This window comes from Streptomyces composti, assembly GCF_012034205.1.
Classification (GTDB): domain Bacteria; phylum Actinomycetota; class Actinomycetes; order Streptomycetales; family Streptomycetaceae; genus Streptomyces; species Streptomyces composti.
Genome location: NZ_JAATEM010000016.1, coordinates 39,194 through 61,331 on the forward strand (window position 1 = coordinate 39,194; position 22,138 = coordinate 61,331).

A 22,138-nucleotide genomic window follows, 5' to 3' on the forward strand; every position below is an offset into this window, starting at 1 on the left:
CCGCCGATCCCCGTGCCTTCCACGGCAGTTCACCGCTCACTACAAAGGTTGCACGCACCACCGGGTCCCACCCCTGCACCACCCATGTCAGGTCGCAACCACAGTCAAGGTCGGACGACACCTGGGGAGCAGCCACATGTGCAGCCATATGCGCGAGGACCACACCGGCATCGGACGGCGTGCCGTGTTCGTGACGGGCGCCGCCGCCGCGCTTACGTTGGGAAGCGTGAGCTTCGCTTCCGCGGCGGACCGCGACGGCGGCCGGGAGACCAGAACGGTGCGCGGCACCCTGGAGCCGGGCGCGCCCGACTTCGTGTACGTGCCCGTCGAGGTGCCGTCCGGCGTGCGGGAGATCCACGTCTCCTACACCTACGACCGGCCGTCCGTGCCGCCCGGCACCACCGGCAACGCCCTCGACATCGGCCTGTTCGACGAGCGCGGCACCGAACTGGGCGGGCGCGGCTTCCGCGGCTGGTCCGGCGGGGCGCGCACCGAGTTCTTCGTGCGCGCCGACGAGGCCACCCCCGGCTACCTGCCGGGCCCGGTGCGGGAGGGCACCTGGCACATCGCGCTCGGCCCGTACACCGTGGCCCCGCAGGGCCTGTCGTACGAGATCACGATCACGCTGACCTACGGGGAGCCGGGCGAGACCCCGAAGCCGGTGTATCCGCCGGAGCGGGTCAGGGGGCGGGGCCGCGGCTGGTACCGCGGTGACTGCCATCTGCACTCCTGGCACTCCGACGGCCGCCGCACCCCGGAGGAGATCGCCGCGCTGGCCCGTGCCGCCGGGCTGGACTTCATCAACTCCGCCGAGCACAACACGCACTCCGCGCACGCCCACTGGGCCGAGGCGGCCGGGGACGACCTGCTGGTGATGCTGGGCGAGGAGGTGACCACCCGCAACGGGCACGTGGTGGCGCTCGGCACCGACCCGGGGACGTTCGTCGACTGGCGCTACCGGGCCCGCGACAACCGCTTCGGCCGGTACGCCCGGCAGATCCGGCGGGCGGGCGGCCTGGTCGTGCCGGCCCATCCGCACGCGACCTGCATCGGCTGCAACTGGAAGTTCGGCTTCGGCGAGGCGGACGCGATCGAGGTGTGGAACGGGCCCTGGACGCCCGACGACGAGATGGCCCTCGCCGACTGGGACAGCATGCTGGTGGCCTCGGTGCGCGACGGACGGGAGTGGATTCCCGCCATGGGCGGCAGCGACGCCCACCGCGACCCGGACGCCGTGGGGCTGCCGCAGACCGTCGTCCTCGCCGACGAGCTGTCCCGGCGGGCCATCCAGGAGGGCATCCGGGCGGGCCGCTCCTATGTCGCCGAGTCCAGCGGTGTCTCCCTGGCGTTCGGCGCCTCCGGCGGGCGGGGCGAGCACGCCGGGATCGGCGAGCGGCTCGAGGTGGACCGGGACACCCCGGTCACCGTGCGCCTGGAGGTGACCGGCGCCCCGCGCTGCACGGTCCGCCTGGTCACCGACCAGGGCGTGCTGCACACCAGCGCCCCGCTGCCGGTGTCCGGCTCCGGGGTCGTCGAATGGCGCACCACGCCCTCGTACGCGGCCTATGTGCGTGCCGAGTTGCGGCACGAGACGGCCGCCGGGCCGCTGCCGGGCGCGCCGGCCGCGTTCACCAATCCGGTCTTCCTGGGCCGGCGGCCCCGGCAGGGCCGGTGACAGGCTCTAGGCTTCCCGCACATGACCACGAACGCCGAACGCAAGTACCGGCGGGCCACCGCCTTCCAGCGCCGGATCAATCCCCTGCTGCGCCGGCTGCCGTTCCAGACGGTGCTCGAGACCACCGGCCGCGTCTCCGGGCTGCCCCGGCTCACCCCCGTGGGCGGGCGGCGCATCGGGGACTCCTTCTGGCTGGTGTCCGAGTTCGGCGAGCGCTCCCAGTACGTCCGCAACATCAAGGCGAACCCCCGGGTACGTCTCCGCATCCGGGGGCGCTGGTACTCCGGCACCGCCCATCTGCTGCCCGGCGACGACCCGGTGGCCCGGCTGCGCACCCTGCCCCGCTACAACAGCGCGGTGGTGCGCGCCGTCGGGGCCGGGCTGCTCACGGTGCGGATCGACCTCGACGTCTGAGGAGTCGTCCGGCCGGGGCGGCTACGACGGCCCGCCGCCCCGGCCACGCTCACCCCGGCCGGACGATCGACTGCACCTCGCTGCGGGCGTGCGGGGCGCAGGAGCCGACGTCCCGGCCGACGCCGCTGCCGCGGAACCCGCCGAACGTCGCCCCCCGTGTTCCGGCCCGCGGTCACCGTGACGCCGATCTGACGGACCGTCTGCTGTGCGTTCACGGGGTCCTGCACGGCATGATCTGTGCGAACGAGCGGGCGGACGGTGTGAGAACCCTGTGTGGACCTGGACCCAGGGCCTGTGACGGGCGTCTCGCACGGCTGACGCATCTGCCGTGAACAAGGCAAACTGGCCTGGTTGCTCGGAGCGCGCAGCAGGACGCATAGGGGGACTCACTGCATGGACGGTGTACCGCGAGTGCCGGAGCAGCGGAGGTCCGCATCCGGAGCGGACTCCGGGTCCGGTTCCGGGGCCGGACCCGAAGGGCTGCGCTTCGGCGTGCTCGGTCCGGTGCGCGCCTGGCGCGACGGCGAGCCGCTCGCCACCGGCAGCCCCCAGCAACGCGCTCTGCTCGCGGCCCTGTTGCTGCGCGAGGGCCGTACCGCCACGGCGGCCGAACTGATCGACGCCCTGTGGGGCGAGGAGCCGCCGTCGCAGGCGCTGGCGGCGGTGCGCACCTACGCGTCCCGGCTGCGCAAGGTGCTGGACCCGGGCGTGCTGGTCAGCGAGTCCGGCGGCTACGCGGTGCGCGGGCTCGGCGAGGGCGCCCTGGACCTGGCGGTGGCGCAGGAGCTGGCGGCCGAGGCGGAGAAGGCGCGCAACACCGGGGACCTGTACCGTGCGCGGGAGGCGCTGCGGCAGGCGCTGGCCCTGTGGGACGGGGAGACACTGGCCGGAGTGCCGGGCCCGTACGCGCAGGCGCAGCGGGTCAGGCTCGAGGAGTGGCGGCTGCAACTGCTCGAGACGCGGCTGGACCTGGACCTGGAGCAGGGCTGCCACGCGGAGGCCGTCTCCGAGCTGACCGCGCTGACCGCGGCGCATCCGCTGCGGGAGCGGCTGCGCGAGCTGCTGATGCTGGCGCTGTACCGCAGCGGACGGCAGGCGGAGGCGCTGGCCGTCTACGCGGACACGCGGCGGCTGCTGGCGGAGGAACTGGGCGTGGACCCGCGCCCGGAGCTGCGCGAGCTGCAGCAGCGGGTGCTGCGCGCGGACCCCGCGCTGGCCGAGCACTCCGCCCCCGAGGCCGAGCCCGCCACCACCCGCGTCCGCCCCGCCCAGCTCCCCGCCTCCGTCCCCGACTTCACGGGCCGGGCCTCCTTCGTCCGCGAACTGGGCGACCTGCTCTCCTCGGCGGACGGCAGGGTGATGGCGGTGTCCGCGCTGGCGGGCATCGGCGGCGTCGGCAAGACGACCCTGGCGGTGCACGTCGCCCACCAGGCCCGGCCCGCCTTCCCCGACGGCCAGCTCTACGTCGACCTGCAGGGCGCGGGCCCGCGCGCCGCGGAGCCGGAGACGGTCCTGGGCTCCTTCCTGCGGGCCCTCGGCACGCCCGACTCGGCGATCCCGGACACGCTGGAGGAGCGGGCGGCGCTGTACCGCTCGGTGCTGGACGGACGCCGGGTGCTGGTCCTTCTGGACAACGCGCGGGACGCGGCGCAGGTGCGCCCCCTCCTGCCCGGCACGGAGGGCTGCGCCGCCCTGGTGACCTCCCGGGTGCGCATGGTGGACCTGGCCGGCGCCCACCTGGTCGACCTGGACGTGATGTCCCCCGACGAGGCGCTCGCGCTGTTCACCAGGATCGTGGGCGAGGAGCGGGTGGCCTCCGAACGCAAGGCCGCCCTCGACGTCGTCGCCGCCTGCGGCTTCCTGCCGCTGGCCATCCGCATCGCGGCGTCCCGTCTCGCGGCCCGCCGCACCTGGACGGTCTCCGTCCTGGCGGCGAAGCTCGCCGACGAACGGCGGCGCCTGGACGAACTCCAGGCGGGCGACCTGGCGGTCAAGGCCACGTTCGAGCTGGGCTACGGCCAGCTGGAGCCGGCCCAGGCCCGGGCCTTCCGCCTGCTGGGTCTGGCCGACGGCCCCGACATCTCCCTGGCCGCCGCGGCCGCCGTCCTCGACCTGCCGCTCGAGGAGACGGAGGACCTGCTGGAGTCCCTGGTCGACACGTCCCTGCTGGAGTCGGCGGCCCCCGGCCGCTACCGCTTCCACGACCTGGTCCGCCTCTACGCGCGTGCATGCGCGGAACGCGACGAACACCCCCCGAGCGAACGGGACGCGGCGATGTCCCGCCTCCTCGACTTCTACCTGGCGACCGCGGCGAAGGTCTACGCGATCGAACGGCCGGGGGACCGGCTGGTGGACCACCTGGCGGTGCCCGAGCGCCCGGCGCTCACCTTCGAGGACCGCGACAGCGCACGCGACTGGCTCTACACGGAGGCGAACTGCCTGCTGGCTCATGCCCGTCAGGCAGTGACCGGCCAGGACGCCCTGGGCAAGGCCATCGACCTGCTGTGGGCCGCCCTCGACATCTCCGAGTCCGGGGCGAATCCCAAGGAGTACGAGTCCACGGCGGGAGCGCTGCTGGAGGCGGCCCAGCGGCTCGGGGTGCCGCGGGTCGAGGCACGGGCACTGATGACCCTGGCGCACGCGCACCTGGACGGCGGCCGGTTCGACATGGCCGACGGGGAGGCGGAACGGGTCATCCGCCTCGCCCACGAGGCCGTCGACATCCTGCCGGTGTGCTGGGCGCACAACGCCCGGGGCGTCATCGCGCTCTACCAGGGCCGCCACGAGGACGGGGAGGCACATCTCTCCGAGGCCATCGAGCACTTCCGCGCCCTGGGCGACCGCCCGGGCGAGGCCAGCGCGCTGTGCAACCTCTCACGCATCCACCTGGCCATGGGGCGCACCCGGAGCGCGGTGGCACTGGCGCAGGAGGGCATCGCCATCTACGACGCGATGGGCAACTCCATGCGCGGCGCCAACGGACGGTATGCGCTGGGCATGGCCCTCACGCAGAGCGGCCGGCTCGACGAGGCGGCGGAACGGCTCCTGGAGGCGCTGAGCGTCTTCCGCGAGAGCCGGCAGCGGCTGTGGGAGGGCATGACCTTGTTCCGTCTGGCGGAGGTCGACATCGCCGCCCGCCGCTTCGGACAGGCGGCCAGCAACGCGGAGATGGCGCTGACCGTCCTGCGCGGCATCGGCGGCGAGTGGCGCCGGGGGAACGTTCTGACCGTGCTCGGGCACGCCCTCACCGGCATCGGTCAGACCGGCCGGGCACAGGTGTGCTGGCAGGACGCCCTGGAGATCTACGAGGAGCTGGGCTCACCCGAGGCACCCGCGGTACGGGAGCTTCTCAACCCCGTCAGCGCGGCCTGACAACCCGGCACGCCCGGCGTTCATCGTTCGTTTATCGCCGCGGGCCATGCTCGACTCAGTCGATCCGTCGCGTCGGGGGGCAGACGGGTCGGCGTCAGGGCCGTGAGCCTGCGAACTAGGGTTTGAGCGGCCGAAGGCCCGTCCGGTCATCCTCGGGGGAATGACCGGACGGGCCCCGCGAACCACGTCTGATCCCAGATCACTTCGAGCGGAGCACAGCATGAGCGACGAGCAGACCGCCAAGCCGCAGGGCGACATCCACGCCACGTCGGAGCCGGCCAAGGCCGACGCCGGGAAGGGCGACGTGGAGGCCACGCCGCAGGGCGACATCCACGCCACCGACGAGCCTCTGGAGACCAAGGACATCCACGCGACGTCGGAGCCCTTCAAGCCGGCGAAGTAGGCACACAACCACACGGGGGGATCGACCGCGGCGGCGCGGAGGGGAGCCGCCGCGGTCGGTGTGTGTCCGGGGTCAGCGATCGCGCAGATCGCCCTTCAGGACTTTGCCGCCGGCGCTTCTGGGGAGTCGGGGGACGAAGGTGACTCTTCTCGGGACCTCGCAGTGGGCCATTTCCCGGCGGGACCAGGTGATGTGGGCGTCGGATGTGAGGGGGCTGCCCGGGCGCCGGACGACGTAGGCGTGGCCTGCGCTCCCGCCCCGCAGCTGGTGGCGCTCGGCAAGCTGCCCGGCGAACGGCAGGCGGAACTGTCCGCCGGGCGGGAGCGGGGTGTGTTCCGGACGCGGTAGAGCGGGCCCGGTTTGTGCAGACCCGAGGCGGGGCCGGGATGCGGAGCGGTCAGCGCAGGGCCGGTGCCGTCGGCTCGGCGTCGCAGCGGGCGACCTTGGCGGCGCTCCCGCTCACGGCCACGTTCACGGTGGCGGAGTCGGATCCGGGCACCTCCACGGTCCGGGTACTGGTCGAGACGAGGTTGCCCTTGCCGTCCCGGAAGTCGACGGTGACCGAGAAGGTGACGTTGGCGGTGTTGGGGTTGGTGACCTCGACGGTGGCGTGCGGGGACGTCTTGCCGGCGCAGCTCACCAGCTTGACCGTGCCCTCCTCGAGCCCGGAGGAGCTGTCCGAGCCGGCTCCGGAGCCGCCGGAGGTGTCGGTGTCGTCGTAGCGGTCGTCGTAGCCGGTGTCGCCGTCGTAGTCGTCGTAGTCGTCGTAGTCGTCGTCCCGGTGCGAACCGCCTCCCGAGGTGGAGGAGTCGTGGTTCTGCGAGGAGCTGCTGCAGCCGCCGCCCCCGCCGCCGTCGCCGTGGCCGTGTCCGCCGCCGGTGCGGCCGGTGGAGAACCCGGTGAGGGTGAGGACGACGAGCGCGGACACGGCAGTGAGCTTGAGTGTGTTCCCCCGGAGCTTCATGACCGTGAGCCTAACGAGGGACGTGTCACGAGCATGTCACCAGGTCGCCACCATCGGGCACGCGGAGCAACGGCGGCCGGGGCAGGGACGGAGGCCGCTCCCCCGGGCCCGGACCGCACGACCGGCGGCCGCCGTCCCGTGCCCTCCGGGGCACCCGGCGCGGCGGCCGTCCGGTACGGCCGCGGGGCGCGCGCTCAGCTGGTGCGCGCCGTCCCCGTGCCCTTCTCCGCGTCCAGCGCGTAGACGCACCGGTCCTTGCTGCAGGCGTAGACGACGCCGTCGCGGACGACCGGGGAGCCGGTGATCTCGCCACCGGTGGCGAGCTTCCAGCGCAGGCGGCCGTCGTCGGCCTTGAGCGTGTAGAGCAGGTGGTCCGTCGAGCCGAAGTGGATGCGGCCCTCGGCGACCGCGGGGGCGCCGACGATCTCGCCGCCCGCCTGGAAGCGCCACTTGGGCGTGCCGGTGACCGCGTCCAGGGTGTAGACGGCCTTGCCGCTGCCGACGTGCACATGGCCCGCGGCGACCAGGACGGGCTCGATGGAGGAACGGGCCTCGGTGGCGATGCGCCAGCGGTCGCGGCCGTCGGTGGCGTCCAGGGCGTAGACCGTGCCGAGGTAGTCGGCGAGATAGACGCCGCCTCCGGTCACCGCGGGGCCGGGGACGAACGTCGGCGGGCACAGGAAGACCGCGGGCGCCTCGAAGTGCCAGCGGACGTGGCCCCCGGCGACATCCAGCGCGATGACCCGGGTGCCGGCGGAGACGTAGACGTAGCCGTCCGGTGCCTGGGTCAGGCGCACGGGCACGCCGCCGCAGGAGGCCGCGTCCCCGATGGGGTAGGACCAGCGCTCGTCGCCGGTGCGGGCGTCGAGGGCGCGCAGCCGGGCGTCCTGCCAGAGGTAGACGGTGCCGTCGTGCAGGGCGGGGCCGGCCTCGGGGGACTCGAAGTCGGTCTGGCAGCCGGTGATCTCCCACAGCTTCTGCCCGTTGGACGCCTCCCAGCCCTGGGCGCCGCCTCCGCGGGTGCCGGTGACGACGGTGCCGCGCTCGGCCCTGAGCGAGTACACCCAGGCGTCGGTGTTCAGCCGCCACAGGTCACTGCCCTCGCGGGCGTCCAGGGCGAACAGGGTGGGCCCGTCGGAGGCGTGGATGCGGCCGTCGGCGACGGCCATGGACCAGGCGACGTCGCGGGTCTTGAAGCGGCGCCGGCCGGTGGCCACGTCGAGCGCGTGCACCTCGAAGGAGGTGACGTAGACCAGGTCGCCGTCGACGGCGGGGGTGCCCCACAGGTCGTTGGACATGCGGAACCGCCACGGCCGCCAGCCGCTGGGCTGCTCGGGCGGCGCGGGGGCCGCCGCGGGCGCGGCACCGCCGGCGACCGCCGGGTCGGCGCCGTTGACGCCGGGCCGCGGCTTGGTCCAGGAGGCGGCGAGGGCGGCCTCGGGCGGGGGCGGTTTGACGGCGGCGGCCCGTACGTCGGCGACGCGCGGGCCCGGCCCGATGGGCACCGGGGCGCCGGCCAGCCGGACCGGGCCGTTGTCGGGGGCGCCGGCCGCGGCGCCCACCGGGGCGGGCGCCGACGGGGGCGGCGGGATGACCGGGTCGTGCGGCGGCGGGGGCGGCACCTGCGGGCGGGCGCCGCGGCCCTGGCCGGAGCCCTGCCCCTGGTCGGGCCGTGGCTTGGCCGCGGGGCGGCCGTTGCGGCGGGCCTCGATGAGGCTGACCGCAGCCTCGGGCAGCCAGGCCGAGGCGGTGCCGCTGTCGTCGGAGCCGGAGCCGAACAGATGCGGGGCGAGCTGCGCCTGGAGGTCGGCCGGGGTGGGCCGGGCCGAGGGCTCCATCTGCATGCAGCACTCGATCAGCGGGCGCAGCTCCTCCGGCAGTCCCTCCAGGTCCGGGCCCTCGCGCAGCAGCATGAACACGGTCTCGACCGGGTTGGCGCCGTGGAAGGGCGCGTGTCCGGTGGCGGCGAAGACGAGGGTGGAGCCGAGGGAGAAGACGTCGCTGGCGCCGGTGACGCTGCGGGAGTCCTTGGCCTGCTCCGGGGACATGTAGGCGGGCGTGCCGACGGCGACGTTCGTCATCGTCAAACGCGTGTTCGACACACCCGAGGCGATGCCGAAGTCGATCACCCGGGGGCCGTCCTCGACCACCAGGACGTTGCTTGGCTTGAGGTCGCGGTGGACCAGTCCGGCGCCGTGGATGGACTGCAGCGCCTCCGCGACCCCGGCCGCCAGCCAGCGCACCGCCTTGGCCGGCAGCGGCCCGCACTCGTTCACTATCTCCTCGAGCGAGGGAGCGGGCACATAAGCGGTGGCCAGCCACGGCACGGCGGCGCGCGGATCGGCGTCCACCACGGCCGCGGTGTAGAAGCCGGAGACGGCGCGGGCCGCCTCGACCTCGCGGGTGAAGCGCACCCGGAACAACTGGTCCTCGGCCAGTTCGGTACGGACCGTCTTGATCGCCACGCGCCGGCCGGACGCCGAGCGTGCGAGATAGACCAGCCCCATGCCGCCGGCTCCCAGCCGTCCCAGCACCTCGAACGGCCCGATACGCCGCGGATCGTGCTGCGTCAGCTGATCCACCACTTGCCTGCCACCTCCCCGTACGAGTCGCGCCACCACATGTGCCCGCGACCGAAGTGCAGCGTCTCACCACCGCACCGCCGTGGCGGCACGCACCCCGATTCTTCCTGGCCGGGGCCTTCGTTGCGAACCCGCCGACAATCGGGGTGTCAGGTGTTAAACAAGACATTCTGCCCGGCTGGTCGGGGTCCCCGTGCCCCGCTCAGCGGCGCAGCAGCGCGAAGGACGCCCCTTGATTGTCGGTGACGACCGCGGCCGTGCCGTAGGACGTCTCGAAGGGCGGCACCTGCACCCGGCCGCCGAGCCGTACCGCCTCCTGCGCGGCGGCGGCCACGTCCTCGACGGCGAAGTGGACCAGGAAGTGGGGCGGCATCTCGGCGGGGAAGACGTCGGAGACCGGGGCGCGGCCGAAGTCGGGCCGGGCCTCGGGCCCGAACAGGGCGTCGTGGAAGAGGCCGCCGTAGAAGGTGTCGGCCGCCTCGGTGTCGTTGGTGTAGAGCTGCGCCCAGGCGAAGGTGCCCGGCTCGTGGCGGCGGCCGAAGCCGGGGTGGGTGCCGGGCTGCCACAGGGCGAAGACGGCCCCCTGGCCGTCGGTGACCAGCGCGTGCACGCCCAGCTCGCCGAGGGGCAGGGGCGCGGCGACGATCCGCCCGCCGGCCGTGCGGATGCGCTGGCACAGGTTCTCGGCGTCCGGGGTCGCGAGGAACACCGTCCACACGGTGGGCAGCCGCCCGTCGGCCTTGCGCCGCAGGGAGGCGACGGGCTCACCGTCCTTCAGCGCCCGCACCCCTTCCCTCGGCAGATCCGGCTGGTCCTGGAAGGTCCACCCGAAGAGCTCCCCGTAGAAGCGCTTGCCGGCCGCCACGTCGGGCAGCTGCGCGTCCACCCAGCACGGGGTGCCCTCCCTGTACTCCGATGCCCTGTTTTCGGCCATGCCGCCAAACTAGCGGCGCCACCCGCACCCCGCAGACCAGGCACACCACGCTTCCGGAAGGGGCACACCCCATTTGCAGTCGGCCGAATCGCGCTCCGATCACCCCTCGGTAAGCTGACGACATGACAGGACAAGTGCGAACCGTCGACGGCCGCGTGGCCGGCCGGCGTGGGCAGGCGACCCGGCAGAAGCTGCTCGACTGCCTCAGCGAGATGCTCAGCTCTTCCCCCTACCGGGACGTCAAGGTGATCGACGTCGCCCGCAGGGCGGGCACTTCGCCCGCGACGTTCTATCAGTACTTCCCCGACGTCGAGGGCGCCGTTCTGGAGATCGCGGAGCAAACGGCGGCCGAGAGCTCGTCGTTGACCGAGCTGGTCGAGGGCCGCTCCTGGGTCGGCAAGGCCGGCTGGCAGACCGCGCAGGACCTGGTCGACGGCTTCCTGGACTTCTGGCGGAAGAACGACGCCATTCTGCGCGTGGTCGATCTCGGGGCGGCCGAGGGCGACAAGCGCTTCTACAAGATCCGCATGAAGATCCTCAACTCGGTGAACAACTCGCTCGCCGACGCCGTCGCCGACCTCCAGGCCAGGGGCCGGGTCGACAAGGAGGTGAACCCGGCCGCGATCGCCGGTTCGCTGGTCGCGATGCTCGCGGCGGTGGCCTCGCATCAGAAGGGCTTCACCTCCTGGGGCGTCAAGCAGGCCGAACTCAGGCCCAACCTCGCCCTGTTGGTCCACCTGGGAATCACCGGCAGGAAGCCGACGAAGTAGGCGACGCCAGGCACAGCACCTCTACTCTTTTCACAAGTCCTGTCTGGCAGGCGGTGGTTCACTCCGGTGGGCCACCGCCTGTCGCATTGTGCGGGGGCTTGTGTCATCGCGGTGCGCGGACGGTGCCCCGGCTCTCGTACGGCGGACCTCGCGCTGCGTGCACCGCGCGGCCGCGGGTTTGGACGGCGTGCTAACGCGCGGGCAGCGGCCGGTCCTTCACCACGTGCTTCATCACCAGCGTCGACGTCAGCCGCTGCACCCCCGGCAGGGTGGCCAGGCGCTCGTCGTAGAGCCGCTGATAGGCGGCGAGGTCGGCGGCGACCACCCGCAGCAGATAGTCGGGTTCCCCGAAGAGCCGCTGCGCCTCCAGCACCTCCTCCACCTCGCTCACCGCCCGCTCGAACTGCACGACCGTCTCCCGGTCCTCCTGCCGCATGGTGACGAACACCAGCGCCTCGAAGGTGAGCCCCACCGACGCCGGGTCCACCGCCGCCCGGTACCCGGTGATCGCCCCCGTCCGCTCCAGCTCGCGCAGCCGCCGGTGGCAGGGCGAGACGCTCAGCCGCACCCGGGCCGCCAGCTCCGTCACGGTCAGCCGTCCGTCCTGCTGCAGCTCAGCAAGAATCTTCCGATCCATGTCGTCCATGGAGCAAAATTCTGCCCCACGACAGGAGATACGGGGGAAACTTCAGAAACACATTCGGCCAGTTCCGGCCTAATGTGCCTGCCATGGACTCCGCCACCCTGCTCTCCTTCCTCGCGCTCGATCTGCTGCTCGTGTGCGTGCCGGGCGCCGACTGGGCGTACACGATCTCGGCGGGGCTGCGCGGACGCTCGGTGCTCGCGGCGGTCGGAGGCCTGGTCACCGGGTACGCCCTGCACACGGTGCTGGCCGCGGCGGGGCTCGCGGTCCTGGTCGCGGGCTCCCCCGCCCTGCTCACCGCGCTGACGGCGGCGGGGTCGGCGTATCTGGTGTGGCTCGGCTGGAGCGTGCTGCGCCGCCCCGGCACCCCGGGCACGGACGGCACCGCCGCCGAGGAGAGCGGCCTCGGGGCCTTCCGGCGCGGCGCGGTCATCAGCGGTCTGAACCCCAAGGGCCTGCTGCTCTACCTCTCCGTGCTCCCCCAGTTCCTGGTCACCGGCGACACCGCCCGGCTGCCGGTACCGGTGCAGACGGCCGCGCTCGGCGCCCTGCACATGGCGTGCTGCGCCGCCGTCTACCTCTCGGTGGGCCTCACCGCCCGCGCCCTCCTCGGCGCACGCCCCACGGCGGCCCGTGCGGTGGTCCGCACCTCCGGCGCCGCCATGCTCGGCATCGGCGCGTTCCTGCTGGTCCAGCGCCTGGCCGTGCTCTAGCACCGCGCACCGGCCTGGGCGTCACTCGCCGCGGGTGCCGTCCGCGCCGGCGGCAGCTGCGCAGTCCGTCATCTGCGACGGAGCCGGAACAGCCGGATCTCCCTCGCGGCCCTCGCCTGGTAGGGGGCGTACGACGGCCAGAACTCCAGCACCCGCCGCCACACCGCAGCCCGCTCGTCCCCCTCGAGCAGCCGGGCCGACACCGAGACCTCCTCGCCCCGCCAACTGATCACGGCGTCCGGACGGGCGAGCAGGTGGTACGTCCACGCCGGGTGGCGCGGGCGGCCGAAGCCGGACCGAGCTGGATCCGACTGTGCCCGTCCTCCTCCGGCATGCAGGCCGGCGGGGTGCGGCGGGCGCGGCCGGTGCACGCGCCGGTGGAGGTCAGCACCGCACAGGGCAGGAGCCAGGTGCTGAGCAGCTCCGTTCCCCCGGTGAGCCGGTGCAGGCCACGGTCCACGGCGGGCAGCACCGGGGGCGCGAGGCGGGCGAAGGCGCGGGGCGCCGACACCCGCTGCCCCCGCGCGGCAGCCGGCCCGCGCGGGGCCCGTGCGCCTCCCGCCGCGTCAGCGGGCCTCCCCTGTCCCGGCGGTCTCGAGGTACTCGGTGGTCTCGAAGAGACCTGCGCGGGCGGCGGCATGCGCCCGGAGCCGGTGGGGCGGGCCGAAGAGGAGTGCTGGGCACCGCCGAGTACGTGTCGCACGCGGCGATGTCCGGGTGGCCGGACTTCACGGTGTCCCCGGCCGCGGTCAGCGGGCCGCGCGCGTTCCGGCGGGCGGGGGTGCGGCCTGAGGAGACGGACCTCGCCGAGCTGTACGACACCTTCACCTGCATGACGCTGGTGACGCTGGAGGACCTGGGCTTCTGCGCCAAGGGCGAGGGCGGGGCCTTCGTGGAGAAGGGGCGGCTGCGGGTCGGGGGCGGCGGGCTGCCGGTGAACACCGACGGGGCGGCCTGTCCGCCCAGCATCCCGGAAAGCGGGGGCTGTTCCTGCTGGCGGAAGCGGTACGGCAGCTGCGGGGCGAGTGCGGACAGCGGCAGGTGCGCCGGGCCGACGGCTCACTGCCCCGGCCGGCCGTGGCCTCCGGCACCGGCGGCTGGTTCTGCTCGTCGGGGACGGTGGTGCGGGCCGGGCGGGAGAATCGGGGCATGGGAACCGATCTTCACGAGCTGCTGCGGTCACTGCGGGTGTGGGACCCGGAGGTGACCGAGCTGCCGGCCTTCGACCCGGCGGGCGCGCCCGGTGAACCGCTGGCGCTGTTCACCCGCTGGTTCGCCGAGGCGGTGGCGGCCGGCCAGACCGAGCCGCACACCATGTCGCTGGCCACGGCGGACGCGGACGGCCTGCCGGACGTGCGCATCGTGACGCTGCACGGCGCCGACGCCGGCGGCTGGGCCTTCGCCACCCACGCGCACAGCCGCAAGGGCGCCCAGCTCGCCCGACGCCCGTATGCGGCCCTGGCCTTCTACTGGCCGGTGCTCGGGCGCCAGGTGCGGCTGCGCGGGCCCGTGGAGCAGGCGCCCGCCGAGGAGGCGCAGGCCGATCTGCACGCCCGCTCCACCGCCGCCCTGGCCGCCGCGCTGACCGGACGGCAGAGCGGGGTGCTGGGCTCGCTCGAGGAGCTGGCCCGGGCGTCGGAAGCGGCCTGGGAGCGGGCCGAGCGGGAACCGGACACGCCGGTGGAGTCCTGGACGCTGTACCGGCTGCGGCCGGACGAGGCGGAGTTCTTCCAGGGCGAGGAGCGGCGCCGGCACGTACGGCTGCGCTACCGGCGGACCGGCGAGGGCTGGTCCCGGGAGCTGCTGTGGCCGTAGCGCCGGCGCCGGCGTTACGAGGGCTGCGAGGGCTGCGAGGGCTGCGAGAAGGAGTACAGGGCGAAGTCGGCGACCGGCCGGTATCCGATGCGCTGGTACAGCGCGTTGCTGGTGGGGTTGGCCAGGTCGGTGAAGAGCAGTACCTCCTGCGCCCCGCGCTCCCGGGCGGTCCGGCTGGCCTCGGCGGTGGCCGCCCCGGCGTATCCGCGGCGGCGCAGCGCGGGCGGGGTGTAGACGCAGGAGACCCTGACCTGCCCGGCGACCTGCGGGCCCAGGCAGGCCATGGCGACGGGCTCGCCCCCGGGATCCTCCCAGTAGGTCACGGCACGCTGCTCGATCCGGGAGTCCGCCCACTGCCCGGGGTCCTGGTAGACGGAGTCGCCCACCGCCTCGCAGAACTCGCGGTACCAGCGGCTCAGGTGGGCGCGGTCCTCGGGGCCTGCGGTCCTCGCCCGGCCCGGTGGGACGGGCTGCGGCACGGTCAGCTCGCCCAGCCGGTAGAGCCGCTGCCGCTCGTGGAGCGTGACCTCGGCTCCGGTACGGCGCCGCCAGGCGTCGGCGAAGGCCGCGGCGGTGTCCTGGTCACCCTGGACACCGGGAAGCGGCTGACCGCGGTCGTGGAGCAGACCGGCGAGCGCGTCGGCCTCGGCCGGCGTCAGCGGGGTGGGGCACAGCCGGTGCGGCGGAGTGCGGAAGAAGGCGGCCCGCACCTTCTGGTCCTGCTCCAGCACCCCGAACTCGGGGGGCTCGTCGCCGTACGACCGCGCTCCCCGCGTGCGCAGGGTCTCGGTGACCGTCAAGTGCACGGTGTGCGCGGCGGGCTCGGCGCGCAGGAAGTCACCGGCGCGGGCGAGGAAGTCGTCGATGTCGCGGGTGAGATACCAGTCGTCCCAAGCCATGCCCCATGGTGGCGCGTGGGGTGGGCGGGGCGCCTCCGAATTTGCGGCCGCTGCGTCCATGGCCCGGCCACCGTGCGGCCGGGCGTCTACCGCCCGGCCTCCGTCACGGGCTCCGGCGCAGGTGGTTCCGGGTCCGTCGCCAGCCGGGCGTGCAGATGCGCGTCGCGGAAGGCGTCGTGGCGGCCGGCGGCGAAGATGGCGTCCCGCATGGTCCCCTCGTAGCGGAAGCCGCAGCGTTCGGCGATGTGACAGGAGACCTCGTGGCCCACGGCGTGGTCCAGCTCCAGGCGGTGCAGGCCGAGGTCGGTCAGCGCCCAGCGCGCGGTGAGCAGCAGTGCCCGGGTGGCGACGCCCCGGCCGCGCGCCTCGGGGAGCACCCAGTAGCCGACCCGGGCCACCCGCAGCAGCGGCCGGATGTCGCTGACCGCGATGTGGCCGAGGAGGGTGCCGCTGCCGGCTTCGGCGATGCGGAACGAGGCCGTGGTCCCGTCGGCGGCCTGCGCCGCCCGCCCGCGCAGCACCTCACGGGCGCCCGCCAGATCCGTGACCGGGCGGAAGGGGGTGTTCCAGCGCCGGAACTCGGAGTCGGTGGTGCCGCGCAGCCAGGCCTCCACGTCGCTGCGGGACTCCGGGTCCCAGGGACCCAGGTGCAGTCCGTGACCGTGGAGCTCGGCGACGGTGCGGGCGGCAGAGGCGCGTTTGCGTGGGTGGGCCATGGCTCCATTCAAACCCGCCGCACCGACCGGAACAGGGGAAGGTCCGCGCGGAAGGTCACCTCCGGCTCCGTCCCGGGGGGCGGGCCGCCCGCCGCCTCCGCGTCCACCAGCTCCGTCATCGTCCTCGGCCCCTCCGCGAGGTCGACGACGGCGGCGGTGCAGGGGGTGCGGGCCGCGAACGGCGGCAGGTCGTTGCGGTGCACCACGGACCAGGTGGAGAGGGTGGCCCGGCCGCTCGCGGTCTCCCGGGTGACGTGCTCGCTCAGCAGTGGGGCAGAACTCGCGCGGGCAGTGGTGGGCACGGCCGCAGTCGCCGCACCGGCGGACGAGCAGCCGTCCCCGGTCCGCGGCCTCCAGGAGGTCCTGGTGAAGGCGTCTGCCCCGGGCAGCTTGGGGTTCCCTGATCCGGATGCGTTCTCCCTCTGCGCCTGCCGGGGTCGCGGGCCGGTACACACCTGACGGTAAGTCAGCTTCACTGTTTCCGCCCACCGCCCGCACGACCGCGCCGCAGGCCATGGGCGGGTCCGCACAGATGTGATCGATCCGCAACCAATTGTGGTCTTGACCGATACCCATCAAGCAGGTGCGTGATTACGCTCGCGCTCATGGCCGACACCACCGACCACACCGACCCCACCGGCAGATCCGCGCAGCCCGCGAGGCCCGCCCCGCCCGACCGCCCCGTCTACGTCATCGGCGGCGGCCCCGGAGGGCTCGCCGTCGCCTACGCGCTCCGCTCGCGGGGGCTCCGGGCCGTCGTGCTGGAGCGCTCCGAGCAGGTGGGCGCCTCCTGGCGGCGCCACTACGACCGGCTGCGGCTGCACACCACCCGGCGCCAGTCGGCCCTGCCCGGCCTGCCGATGCCGCGCCGCTTCGGGCGCTGGGTGGCACGCGACGACGTGGTCCGGTACCTGGAGAAGTACGCCGAGCACCACCGTCTGGAGATCGTCACCGGGGTGGAGGTCTCCCGGGTCGAGCGCTCCCCGGACGGCACCGGCTGGCTGCTGCGCGCCACCGGGGGCCGCGAGCTGACCGGCGCCGCAGTCGTCGTCGCCACCGGCTACAACCACACCCCGCGGGTGCCCGACTGGCCCGGCCGGGACGGCTTCACCGGCGAGTTCCTGCACGCCTCCGCCTACCGCAACCCGGCCCCCTTCACCGGCCGGGACGTGCTGGTGGTGGGCGTTGGCAACACCGGCGCCGAGATCGCCGTCGACCTGGCGGAGGGCGGCGCCTCCCGGGTGCGGCTCGCGGTGCGCACCGCCCCGCACATCGTGCGCCGCTCCACCGCCGGCTGGCCCGCCCAGTACTCGGGGATCCTGGTGCGGCACCTGCCGGTGAAACTGGTCGACCGGATCAGCCGGCTGCAGGCGAAGGTGGCGGTGCCCGACCTCTCCGCGCACGGCCTGCCCCGCCCCGAGACCGGCCTGTACAGCAGGGTCCTGGAGGGCGCCATCCCGGTGCAGGACGTGGGGCTGATCGACGCCGTGCGCAGCGGCCGGGTGGAGGTCGTGGCGGCCGTGGAGGGCTTCGAGAACGACAAGGTCCTCCTCGCCGACGGCACCCGCGTCGGCCCGGACGCGGTGATCGCGGCCACCGGGTACGAGCGGGGCCTGGAGCCGCTCGTCGGGCACCTCGGGGTCCTGGACGAGCGCGGCAGACCCGTGGCCCACGGCGCCCGCACCCCCGAGGGCGCCCCGGGCCTGTACTTCACCGGCTACACCAACCCCATCAGCGGCAACCTCCGCGAGCTGGCCATCGACGCCCAGCGCATCGCCAGGGCGGTGAGCCGGGACGGCGCGCCGGGGGTGTCCCGCCTTCCGGGGTGAGCGGCAAACTCCGGTTCCCCACCGCCGAACACCGGGTCGCTCACCTCAACTGGCCGTGTTCTTCCCGGTCCTGACATACCGTCCGTTCAGTACCTGACAGGGCGTCAGTCGTCGGCGGCTGTCTCGCAGGAGCGGACGAAGCCATCCTGGGATCGACCCACGGCACCCTCACCACCGACTACCGCCGCACCCGGGCCATCGCCTGCGGCGAGCGGACCGGTCCCCCCGTGCACGGCAGGCCGGGCGAGGCGGGCGACACCGATGTCAGCGGGCGCCCGCGGTACGCCGAGGTCCCCGATCCGGACCGGCTGTTCCGGCCGGAGTCGGTGGCCGTGATCGGTGCCTCGGACGCCGAGGGGCGACCGCACACCGGCATCACCCGGCAGCTGCTCGACTGGACCGGACGGGTCGGCGCCCGGCTGCTCCCGGTGCATCCGCGCCGCCAGCGGTCTTCGGCATCCCCCGCTCGCCCTCCGTGGCCGACCTGCCGGAACAGGTCGACGTCGCCGTCATGCCGGTCGGCGACCCGCTGCCGGTGGTCGAGGAACCGGCCGCGGCCAAGGCCCGCTCCGCGGTGGTGTTCGCCTCCGGGTTCGCCGAGACCGGCGACGAGGGTGCCGCCGCCCAGGAGCGGCCGGCCGCGGCCGTCGCGGATCCGGGATGCGGCGGCTCGGCCCCAACACCGACCTCAACGCCTTCGAGCGCTTCCGGGGCGGCCTCGAAGGACCCGCGATCGCCCCGATCACCCAGTCCGGCCACCAGGGGCGGCCGGTCTTCGCCCTCCAGGAGAGCGGCATCCGCGTCTCCCACTGGGCGCCCACCGGCAACGAGGCCGACCCGGAGACCGCCGGCTTCCTCTCCTGCTTCGCCACTCCGCCGATGCCGCGGATGCCGAAGATCAGGTCGAGCGCGTCGATCCCGTCGCAGCCGGTCCATGGATCCGCCACGTCACCCCCCGACCAGGTCGCCCACATCACCCTCGACCGCCCCGAGGCCCGCAACGCCCTCACGCCCGGTCTGCGCGACCGCCTCATCGACTGCTGGACGGCACCTCCGCCAACCCGGACGTGCGGGCCGTGGTCCTCACCGGCACGGAGCCGGTCCGGCCACCGGATGAGGCACGGGTCCCCCTCACCGGGCCACGGACACCCGCACCTCCGCCGTGCCCCGCCGGATCACCAGGGCCATCAGCGCCGCCGCGGCGCACAGCGCGCCCGAGGCGTACCAGACGATGTCGTAGGTGCCGAAGACGTCGCGGGCGAGCCCGCCGAGGAAGGCGACCAGGGCGGCGCCGACCTGGTGGGAGGCGAGCACCCAGCCGAAGACGATGGCGCTGTCCTCGCCGTAGTGCTCGCGGCACAGGGCGAGGGTGGGCGGCACGGTGGCGACCCAGTCGAGGCCGTAGAAGACGATGAACAGGACCATCGGCGGATGGACGCTGGGCGCCAGCAGCAGCGGCAGGAAGAGCAGCGACAGGCCGCGCAGGGCGTAGTAGACGGCGAGCAGGCGGCGGGCCTCGAAGCGGTCGGTGAACCAGCCGGAGGCCACCGTGCCGACGACGTCGAAGACGCCGATGACGGCGAGCAGGGAGGCGGCGGCCCGCACCGGCATGTGGGCGTCGTGCGCGGCGGGCACGAAGTGAGTCTGGATCAGGCCGTTGGTGGAGGCGCCGCAGATCGCGAAGGTGCCGGCGAGCAGCCAGAACGGGCCGGTGCGGGCGGCCGAGGCCAGCACCCTCAGCGCCCGCCGGGCGGCGCCGGGCACGGGCGCGGGCCTGGGCACGAACTCGGCTGCCCCGTAGGGCTCGAGACCCACGTCGGCCGGATGGTCGTGCAGCAGCAGCCAGACGAAGGGCACCACGGCGAGCGCGGCGAGGGCCACGGTGACGGCGGCGGGCCGCCAGTCGTAGGACTCGACGATCCAGGCCACCAGCGGCAGGAAGATCAGCTGCCCCGAGGCGGACGCGGCGGTGAGGATGCCGCTGACCAGGCCCCGGCGCTCGGTGAACCAGCGGTTGGTGACGGTGGCGGCGAAGGCCAGCGCCATGGACCCGGTGCCGAGGCCCACCAGCAGCCCCCAGCACAGCAGCAGTTGCCAGGCCGCGGTCATCCACACGGTCAGGCCCGAGCCGGCCGCGATCACCACCAGGGCGACGGCGACGACCCGGCGGATGCCGAAGCGGTCCATCAGCGCGGCCGCGAAGGGCGCGGTCAGCCCGTACAGGGCCAGGTTGATTGAGACGGCGGCGCCGATGGTGCCGCGGGACCAGCCGAACTCGGTGTGCAGGGGGTCGGTGAACAGTCCGGGAACGGCGCGGAAGGCCGCCGCGCCGATGATCGTCACGAAGGTGACGGCGGCGACGAACCAGGCGCGATGGATCCGCGGGCGGGCGCGCCGGGTGCCGGCCCCGGGCCCGGTGGCGGGTGTCTCGGTGGTCGTTGTCTGGGTCACGCCACAGAGCGTGCCGTTCGGCGATCTCCGTATCGAGTGGCCCGAGGGACACCCTTCGCTAGGATCGGGCCATGCTGCCGCATCGTGTCGTCGTCCTGGCCCTCGACGGGCTGCTCCCCTTCGAGCTGGGCATCCCGCACCGCATCTTCGGCCGCCCGCGGGACGCTCAGGGCCGCCCGCTGTACGAGGTGGCCACCTGCTCCGTCCGGCCGCCGGGGCCCGTGGAGACCGACGCCGACTTCACCCTGCACGTCCCGCACGGCCCGGAGGCGCTGGCCACGGCCGACACGGTGATCGTCCCGGCCTCCTACGAGCTGGGCCCGGTCTACGAGCGGGGCGAGCTGACCGGCGAACTGGCCGACGCCCTCGCCCTGATCCGGCCGGGCACCCGCATCGCCTCCATCTGCACCGGCGTCTACGTCCTGGCCGCCGCCGGACTGCTCGACGGGCGCCCGGCGACCACCCACTGGGCCGACGCCGAGCGCTTCCAGCGGCTCTTCCCGCGCGTCAAGGTCGACCCGGACGTGCTGTTCATCGACGACGGCGACATCCTCACCTCGGCGGGCGTGGCGGCCGGCATCGACCTGTGTCTGCACATGCTGCGCAGCGACCACGGTGCCGCCGTGGCCAACGACGTCGCGCGCAGGACGGTGGTGCCGCCGCACCGCGACGGCGGGCAGGCGCAGTACATCCAGCGCCCGGTGCCCGATCCGCAGCAGGCGTCCACCACCGCCGCCCGCGCCTGGGCGCTCGGCCGGCTGCACGAGCCGATCCAGCTGCGCGACATGGCCGCGCGGGAGTCGATGTCGGTCCGCACCTTCACCCGCCGCTTCCGCGAGGAGGTCGGCGTCAGCCCCGGGCAGTGGCTCACCCAGCAGCGGGTGGAGCGCGCCCGGCACCTGCTGGAGACCACCGACCTGTCGGTGGACCAGGTGGCCCGCGACGCCGGGTTCGGCACCGCGCAGTCGATGCGCCAGCACCTCCAGGCGGCCCTGGGCGTGACCCCGACCGCCTACCGGCGCACCTTCCGCGCCAACGGCACCGCCACCACCGGCGGGGGCGGCGGGGGCGCCGCCCAGAAGGTGAGCACCGCGCGGACGACCCGGCCGGCCTCCGCGTCCGCGCAGGCCTTGGCGAAGTCCTCCACCGGGTAGGTGCGGCCGACCAGTTCGCCGAGGAGCAGCCGCCCGTGCCGGCACAGCTCGGCGTACCGGGCGATGTCCCGCTGTGGCCGGGAGGAGCCCTAGCGGCGGCCGAGGATCGATGACATCGCCCGGGCCCGCGGCACGGACCGGCTCCAGGGCACACGGTCGCCCCCGAGGATCTGGAGGCGGCCGAGGAGCCGGCGGGCACCCGGGTGCGGGCCGGTGACGTGGTGCCGGCGCGGACCGGGCAGATGCGGCTCTGCCTGGACGGGGACCGCCAGGGCCACGCCCATCCCTCGCCCGGCCTGTCGATCCGCACCTCGGAGTGGTTCCACGCGCGGGACGTGGCGGCGGTGGCGAGCGACACCCTGACCTTCGAGATCTTCCCGCCGGAGATACCCGGGTTGTGGCTGCCGGTGCATGCCCTGCACCTATTGGGAGGCGGCCATGCCGCAGGGGCAGAACCGGGATCTCGAAAAGTTGTCCACAGCCTGTGGAGAAATCGGTCGCTGCGCGCTCCTGCTGTCGGCGACGCCGGAACCCTTCGCGGGCGGGACGGGCGCCCCCGTCGCGCCCGTCGCCGTCCTCTGACCCGCCCCCCTCTGCGGGCCGCCCCCCTCGAACCGACCCCGCTCCGGGCCGTCCCCCCTGATGCGGCGGCGCGGCGCCGGCCGCCCCGAGCACGGCAGCGCCGCCCCGCTTCCAGACGCCGGCGCTCCCGCCCCTGGTCCCCGTGGCCCTGAGGGACCCGCGCCGGACAACGACCCACACTCGCCGAGGACCCCCGTCGGAGCCCTCGCCGTCCCCTCGCGG

The 22,138-nt window shown here is 74.2% G+C and carries 16 protein-coding genes and 6 pseudogenes; 11 read left to right on the plus strand and 11 right to left on the minus strand.

Translation table 11 applies throughout. The annotated features are described in order from the left end of the window. Positions 1-148 precede the first annotated feature (148 nt). The 4 genes from HCJ93_RS14770 (at position 149) to HCJ93_RS14785 (ending at position 5,864) form a co-directional block, all read left to right on the plus strand. On the plus strand, positions 149-1,675 hold the full coding sequence (locus HCJ93_RS14770) for a CehA/McbA family metallohydrolase (protein ID WP_206317455.1): 1,527 nt from the start codon (positions 149-151) through the stop codon (positions 1,673-1,675). A gap of 21 nt (positions 1,676-1,696) precedes the next feature. Beyond that, positions 1,697-2,089 (plus strand): nitroreductase/quinone reductase family protein, encoded by a 393-nt coding sequence (locus HCJ93_RS14775; RefSeq protein WP_167996157.1) that lies wholly within the window; start codon positions 1,697-1,699, stop codon positions 2,087-2,089. 393 nt (positions 2,090-2,482) lie between these two features. Next, entirely contained in the window at positions 2,483-5,461 is a 2,979-nt protein-coding gene (gene afsR, locus HCJ93_RS14780) for an SARP-family global regulator AfsR (RefSeq protein ID WP_167996158.1), read from the plus strand. A gap of 220 nt (positions 5,462-5,681) precedes the next feature. After that, positions 5,682-5,864, plus strand: a complete 183-nt coding sequence (locus HCJ93_RS14785) for a hypothetical protein (RefSeq protein WP_167996159.1) — start codon at positions 5,682-5,684, stop codon at positions 5,862-5,864. A 72-nt stretch (positions 5,865-5,936) separates the two neighbouring features. Here the strand turns inward: HCJ93_RS14785 and HCJ93_RS14790 are convergent, their stop codons facing one another. The 4 genes from HCJ93_RS14790 to kbpA form a co-directional block, all read right to left on the minus strand. Further along, positions 5,937-6,128: an AMP-binding enzyme gene (locus HCJ93_RS14790; RefSeq protein ID WP_373563584.1), complete on the minus strand. Its 192-nt coding sequence runs from the start codon at positions 6,126-6,128 to the stop codon at positions 5,937-5,939. A 133-nt stretch (positions 6,129-6,261) separates the two neighbouring features. Then, complete coding sequence (locus HCJ93_RS14795) at positions 6,262-6,828, minus strand: hypothetical protein (protein ID WP_167996160.1); 567 nt, start codon at positions 6,826-6,828, stop codon at positions 6,262-6,264. A gap of 194 nt (positions 6,829-7,022) precedes the next feature. Next, entirely contained in the window at positions 7,023-9,413 is a 2,391-nt protein-coding gene (gene afsK, locus HCJ93_RS14800; RefSeq protein WP_167996161.1) for a protein serine/threonine kinase AfsK, read from the minus strand. Positions 9,414-9,612: 199 nt separating this feature from the next. Next, positions 9,613-10,344, minus strand: coding sequence for an AfsK-binding protein KbpA (gene kbpA, locus HCJ93_RS14810; RefSeq protein ID WP_167996162.1), 732 nt, complete (start codon positions 10,342-10,344; stop codon positions 9,613-9,615). 134 nt (positions 10,345-10,478) lie between these two features. Here kbpA and HCJ93_RS14815 point away from each other — a divergent pair, with 134 nt between their 5' ends. Further along, positions 10,479-11,114 carry a TetR/AcrR family transcriptional regulator gene (locus HCJ93_RS14815; protein ID WP_167996263.1) on the plus strand — a complete coding sequence of 212 codons (636 nt, stop codon included), beginning with the start codon at positions 10,479-10,481 and terminating at the stop codon, positions 11,112-11,114. A 190-nt stretch (positions 11,115-11,304) separates the two neighbouring features. Here HCJ93_RS14815 and HCJ93_RS14820 read toward each other — a convergent pair whose 3' ends face one another. Next, a complete protein-coding gene (locus HCJ93_RS14820) occupies positions 11,305-11,760 on the minus strand; it encodes an Lrp/AsnC family transcriptional regulator (RefSeq protein ID WP_167996163.1) in 456 nt (151 codons plus the stop codon). Positions 11,761-11,843: 83 nt separating this feature from the next. On the opposite strand from HCJ93_RS14820, the gene HCJ93_RS14825 reads away from it, so the two are divergent. Beyond that, on the plus strand, positions 11,844-12,470 hold the full coding sequence (locus HCJ93_RS14825; protein WP_167996164.1) for a LysE family translocator: 627 nt from the start codon (positions 11,844-11,846) through the stop codon (positions 12,468-12,470). Between the two features lie 68 nt (positions 12,471-12,538). On the opposite strand, the pseudogene HCJ93_RS14830 reads toward HCJ93_RS14825, so the two are convergent. Then, positions 12,539-12,981, minus strand: a pseudogene (locus HCJ93_RS14830) (nitroreductase/quinone reductase family protein). Between the two features lie 198 nt (positions 12,982-13,179). Between HCJ93_RS14830 and HCJ93_RS30175 the strand changes: the two are divergent. Next, a pseudogene (locus HCJ93_RS30175) lies at positions 13,180-14,285 on the plus strand (pyridoxine/pyridoxamine 5'-phosphate oxidase). A 14-nt stretch (positions 14,286-14,299) separates the two neighbouring features. Here HCJ93_RS30175 and HCJ93_RS14845 read toward each other — a convergent pair. The 3 genes and pseudogenes from HCJ93_RS14845 to HCJ93_RS14855 all read right to left on the minus strand — a co-directional run bounded on the left by HCJ93_RS14845 (position 14,300) and on the right by HCJ93_RS14855 (position 16,289). Further along, a complete protein-coding gene (locus tag HCJ93_RS14845) occupies positions 14,300-15,184 on the minus strand; it encodes a GNAT family N-acetyltransferase (protein WP_167996165.1) in 885 nt (294 codons plus the stop codon). Between the two features lie 86 nt (positions 15,185-15,270). Continuing rightward, complete coding sequence (locus HCJ93_RS14850) at positions 15,271-15,900, minus strand: GNAT family N-acetyltransferase (protein ID WP_167996166.1); 630 nt, start codon at positions 15,898-15,900, stop codon at positions 15,271-15,273. Between the two features lie 8 nt (positions 15,901-15,908). After that, positions 15,909-16,289 (minus strand): annotated as a pseudogene (locus HCJ93_RS14855) (Zn-ribbon domain-containing OB-fold protein). A 216-nt stretch (positions 16,290-16,505) separates the two neighbouring features. Between HCJ93_RS14855 and HCJ93_RS14860 the strand changes: the two are divergent. Together HCJ93_RS14860 and HCJ93_RS29515 are read left to right on the plus strand one after the other, a co-directional pair. Further along, entirely contained in the window at positions 16,506-17,729 is a 1,224-nt protein-coding gene (locus tag HCJ93_RS14860) for a flavin-containing monooxygenase (protein WP_167996167.1), read from the plus strand. Positions 17,730-17,872: 143 nt separating this feature from the next. Next, positions 17,873-18,608 (plus strand): annotated as a pseudogene (locus HCJ93_RS29515) (CoA-binding protein); the annotation flags it as partial. A 252-nt stretch (positions 18,609-18,860) separates the two neighbouring features. On the opposite strand, the gene HCJ93_RS14870 reads toward HCJ93_RS29515, so the two are convergent. After that, positions 18,861-20,180 (minus strand): MFS transporter, encoded by a 1,320-nt coding sequence (locus tag HCJ93_RS14870; RefSeq protein ID WP_167996168.1) that lies wholly within the window; start codon positions 20,178-20,180, stop codon positions 18,861-18,863. Positions 20,181-20,251: 71 nt separating this feature from the next. Between HCJ93_RS14870 and HCJ93_RS14875 the strand changes: the two genes are divergently transcribed. Further along, positions 20,252-21,334 (plus strand): GlxA family transcriptional regulator, encoded by a 1,083-nt coding sequence (locus tag HCJ93_RS14875; RefSeq protein ID WP_167996169.1) that lies wholly within the window; start codon positions 20,252-20,254, stop codon positions 21,332-21,334. Here HCJ93_RS14875 and HCJ93_RS14880 read toward each other — a convergent pair. Next, positions 21,259-21,423, minus strand: a pseudogene (locus HCJ93_RS14880) (Zn-dependent alcohol dehydrogenase); the annotation flags it as partial. The gene HCJ93_RS14875 and the pseudogene HCJ93_RS14880 overlap by 76 nt on opposite strands. Positions 21,424-21,445: 22 nt before the next feature. On the opposite strand from HCJ93_RS14880, the pseudogene HCJ93_RS14885 reads away from it, so the two are divergent. Continuing rightward, a pseudogene (locus tag HCJ93_RS14885) lies at positions 21,446-21,916 on the plus strand (cyclase family protein); the annotation flags it as partial. Positions 21,917-22,138 lie beyond the last annotated feature (222 nt).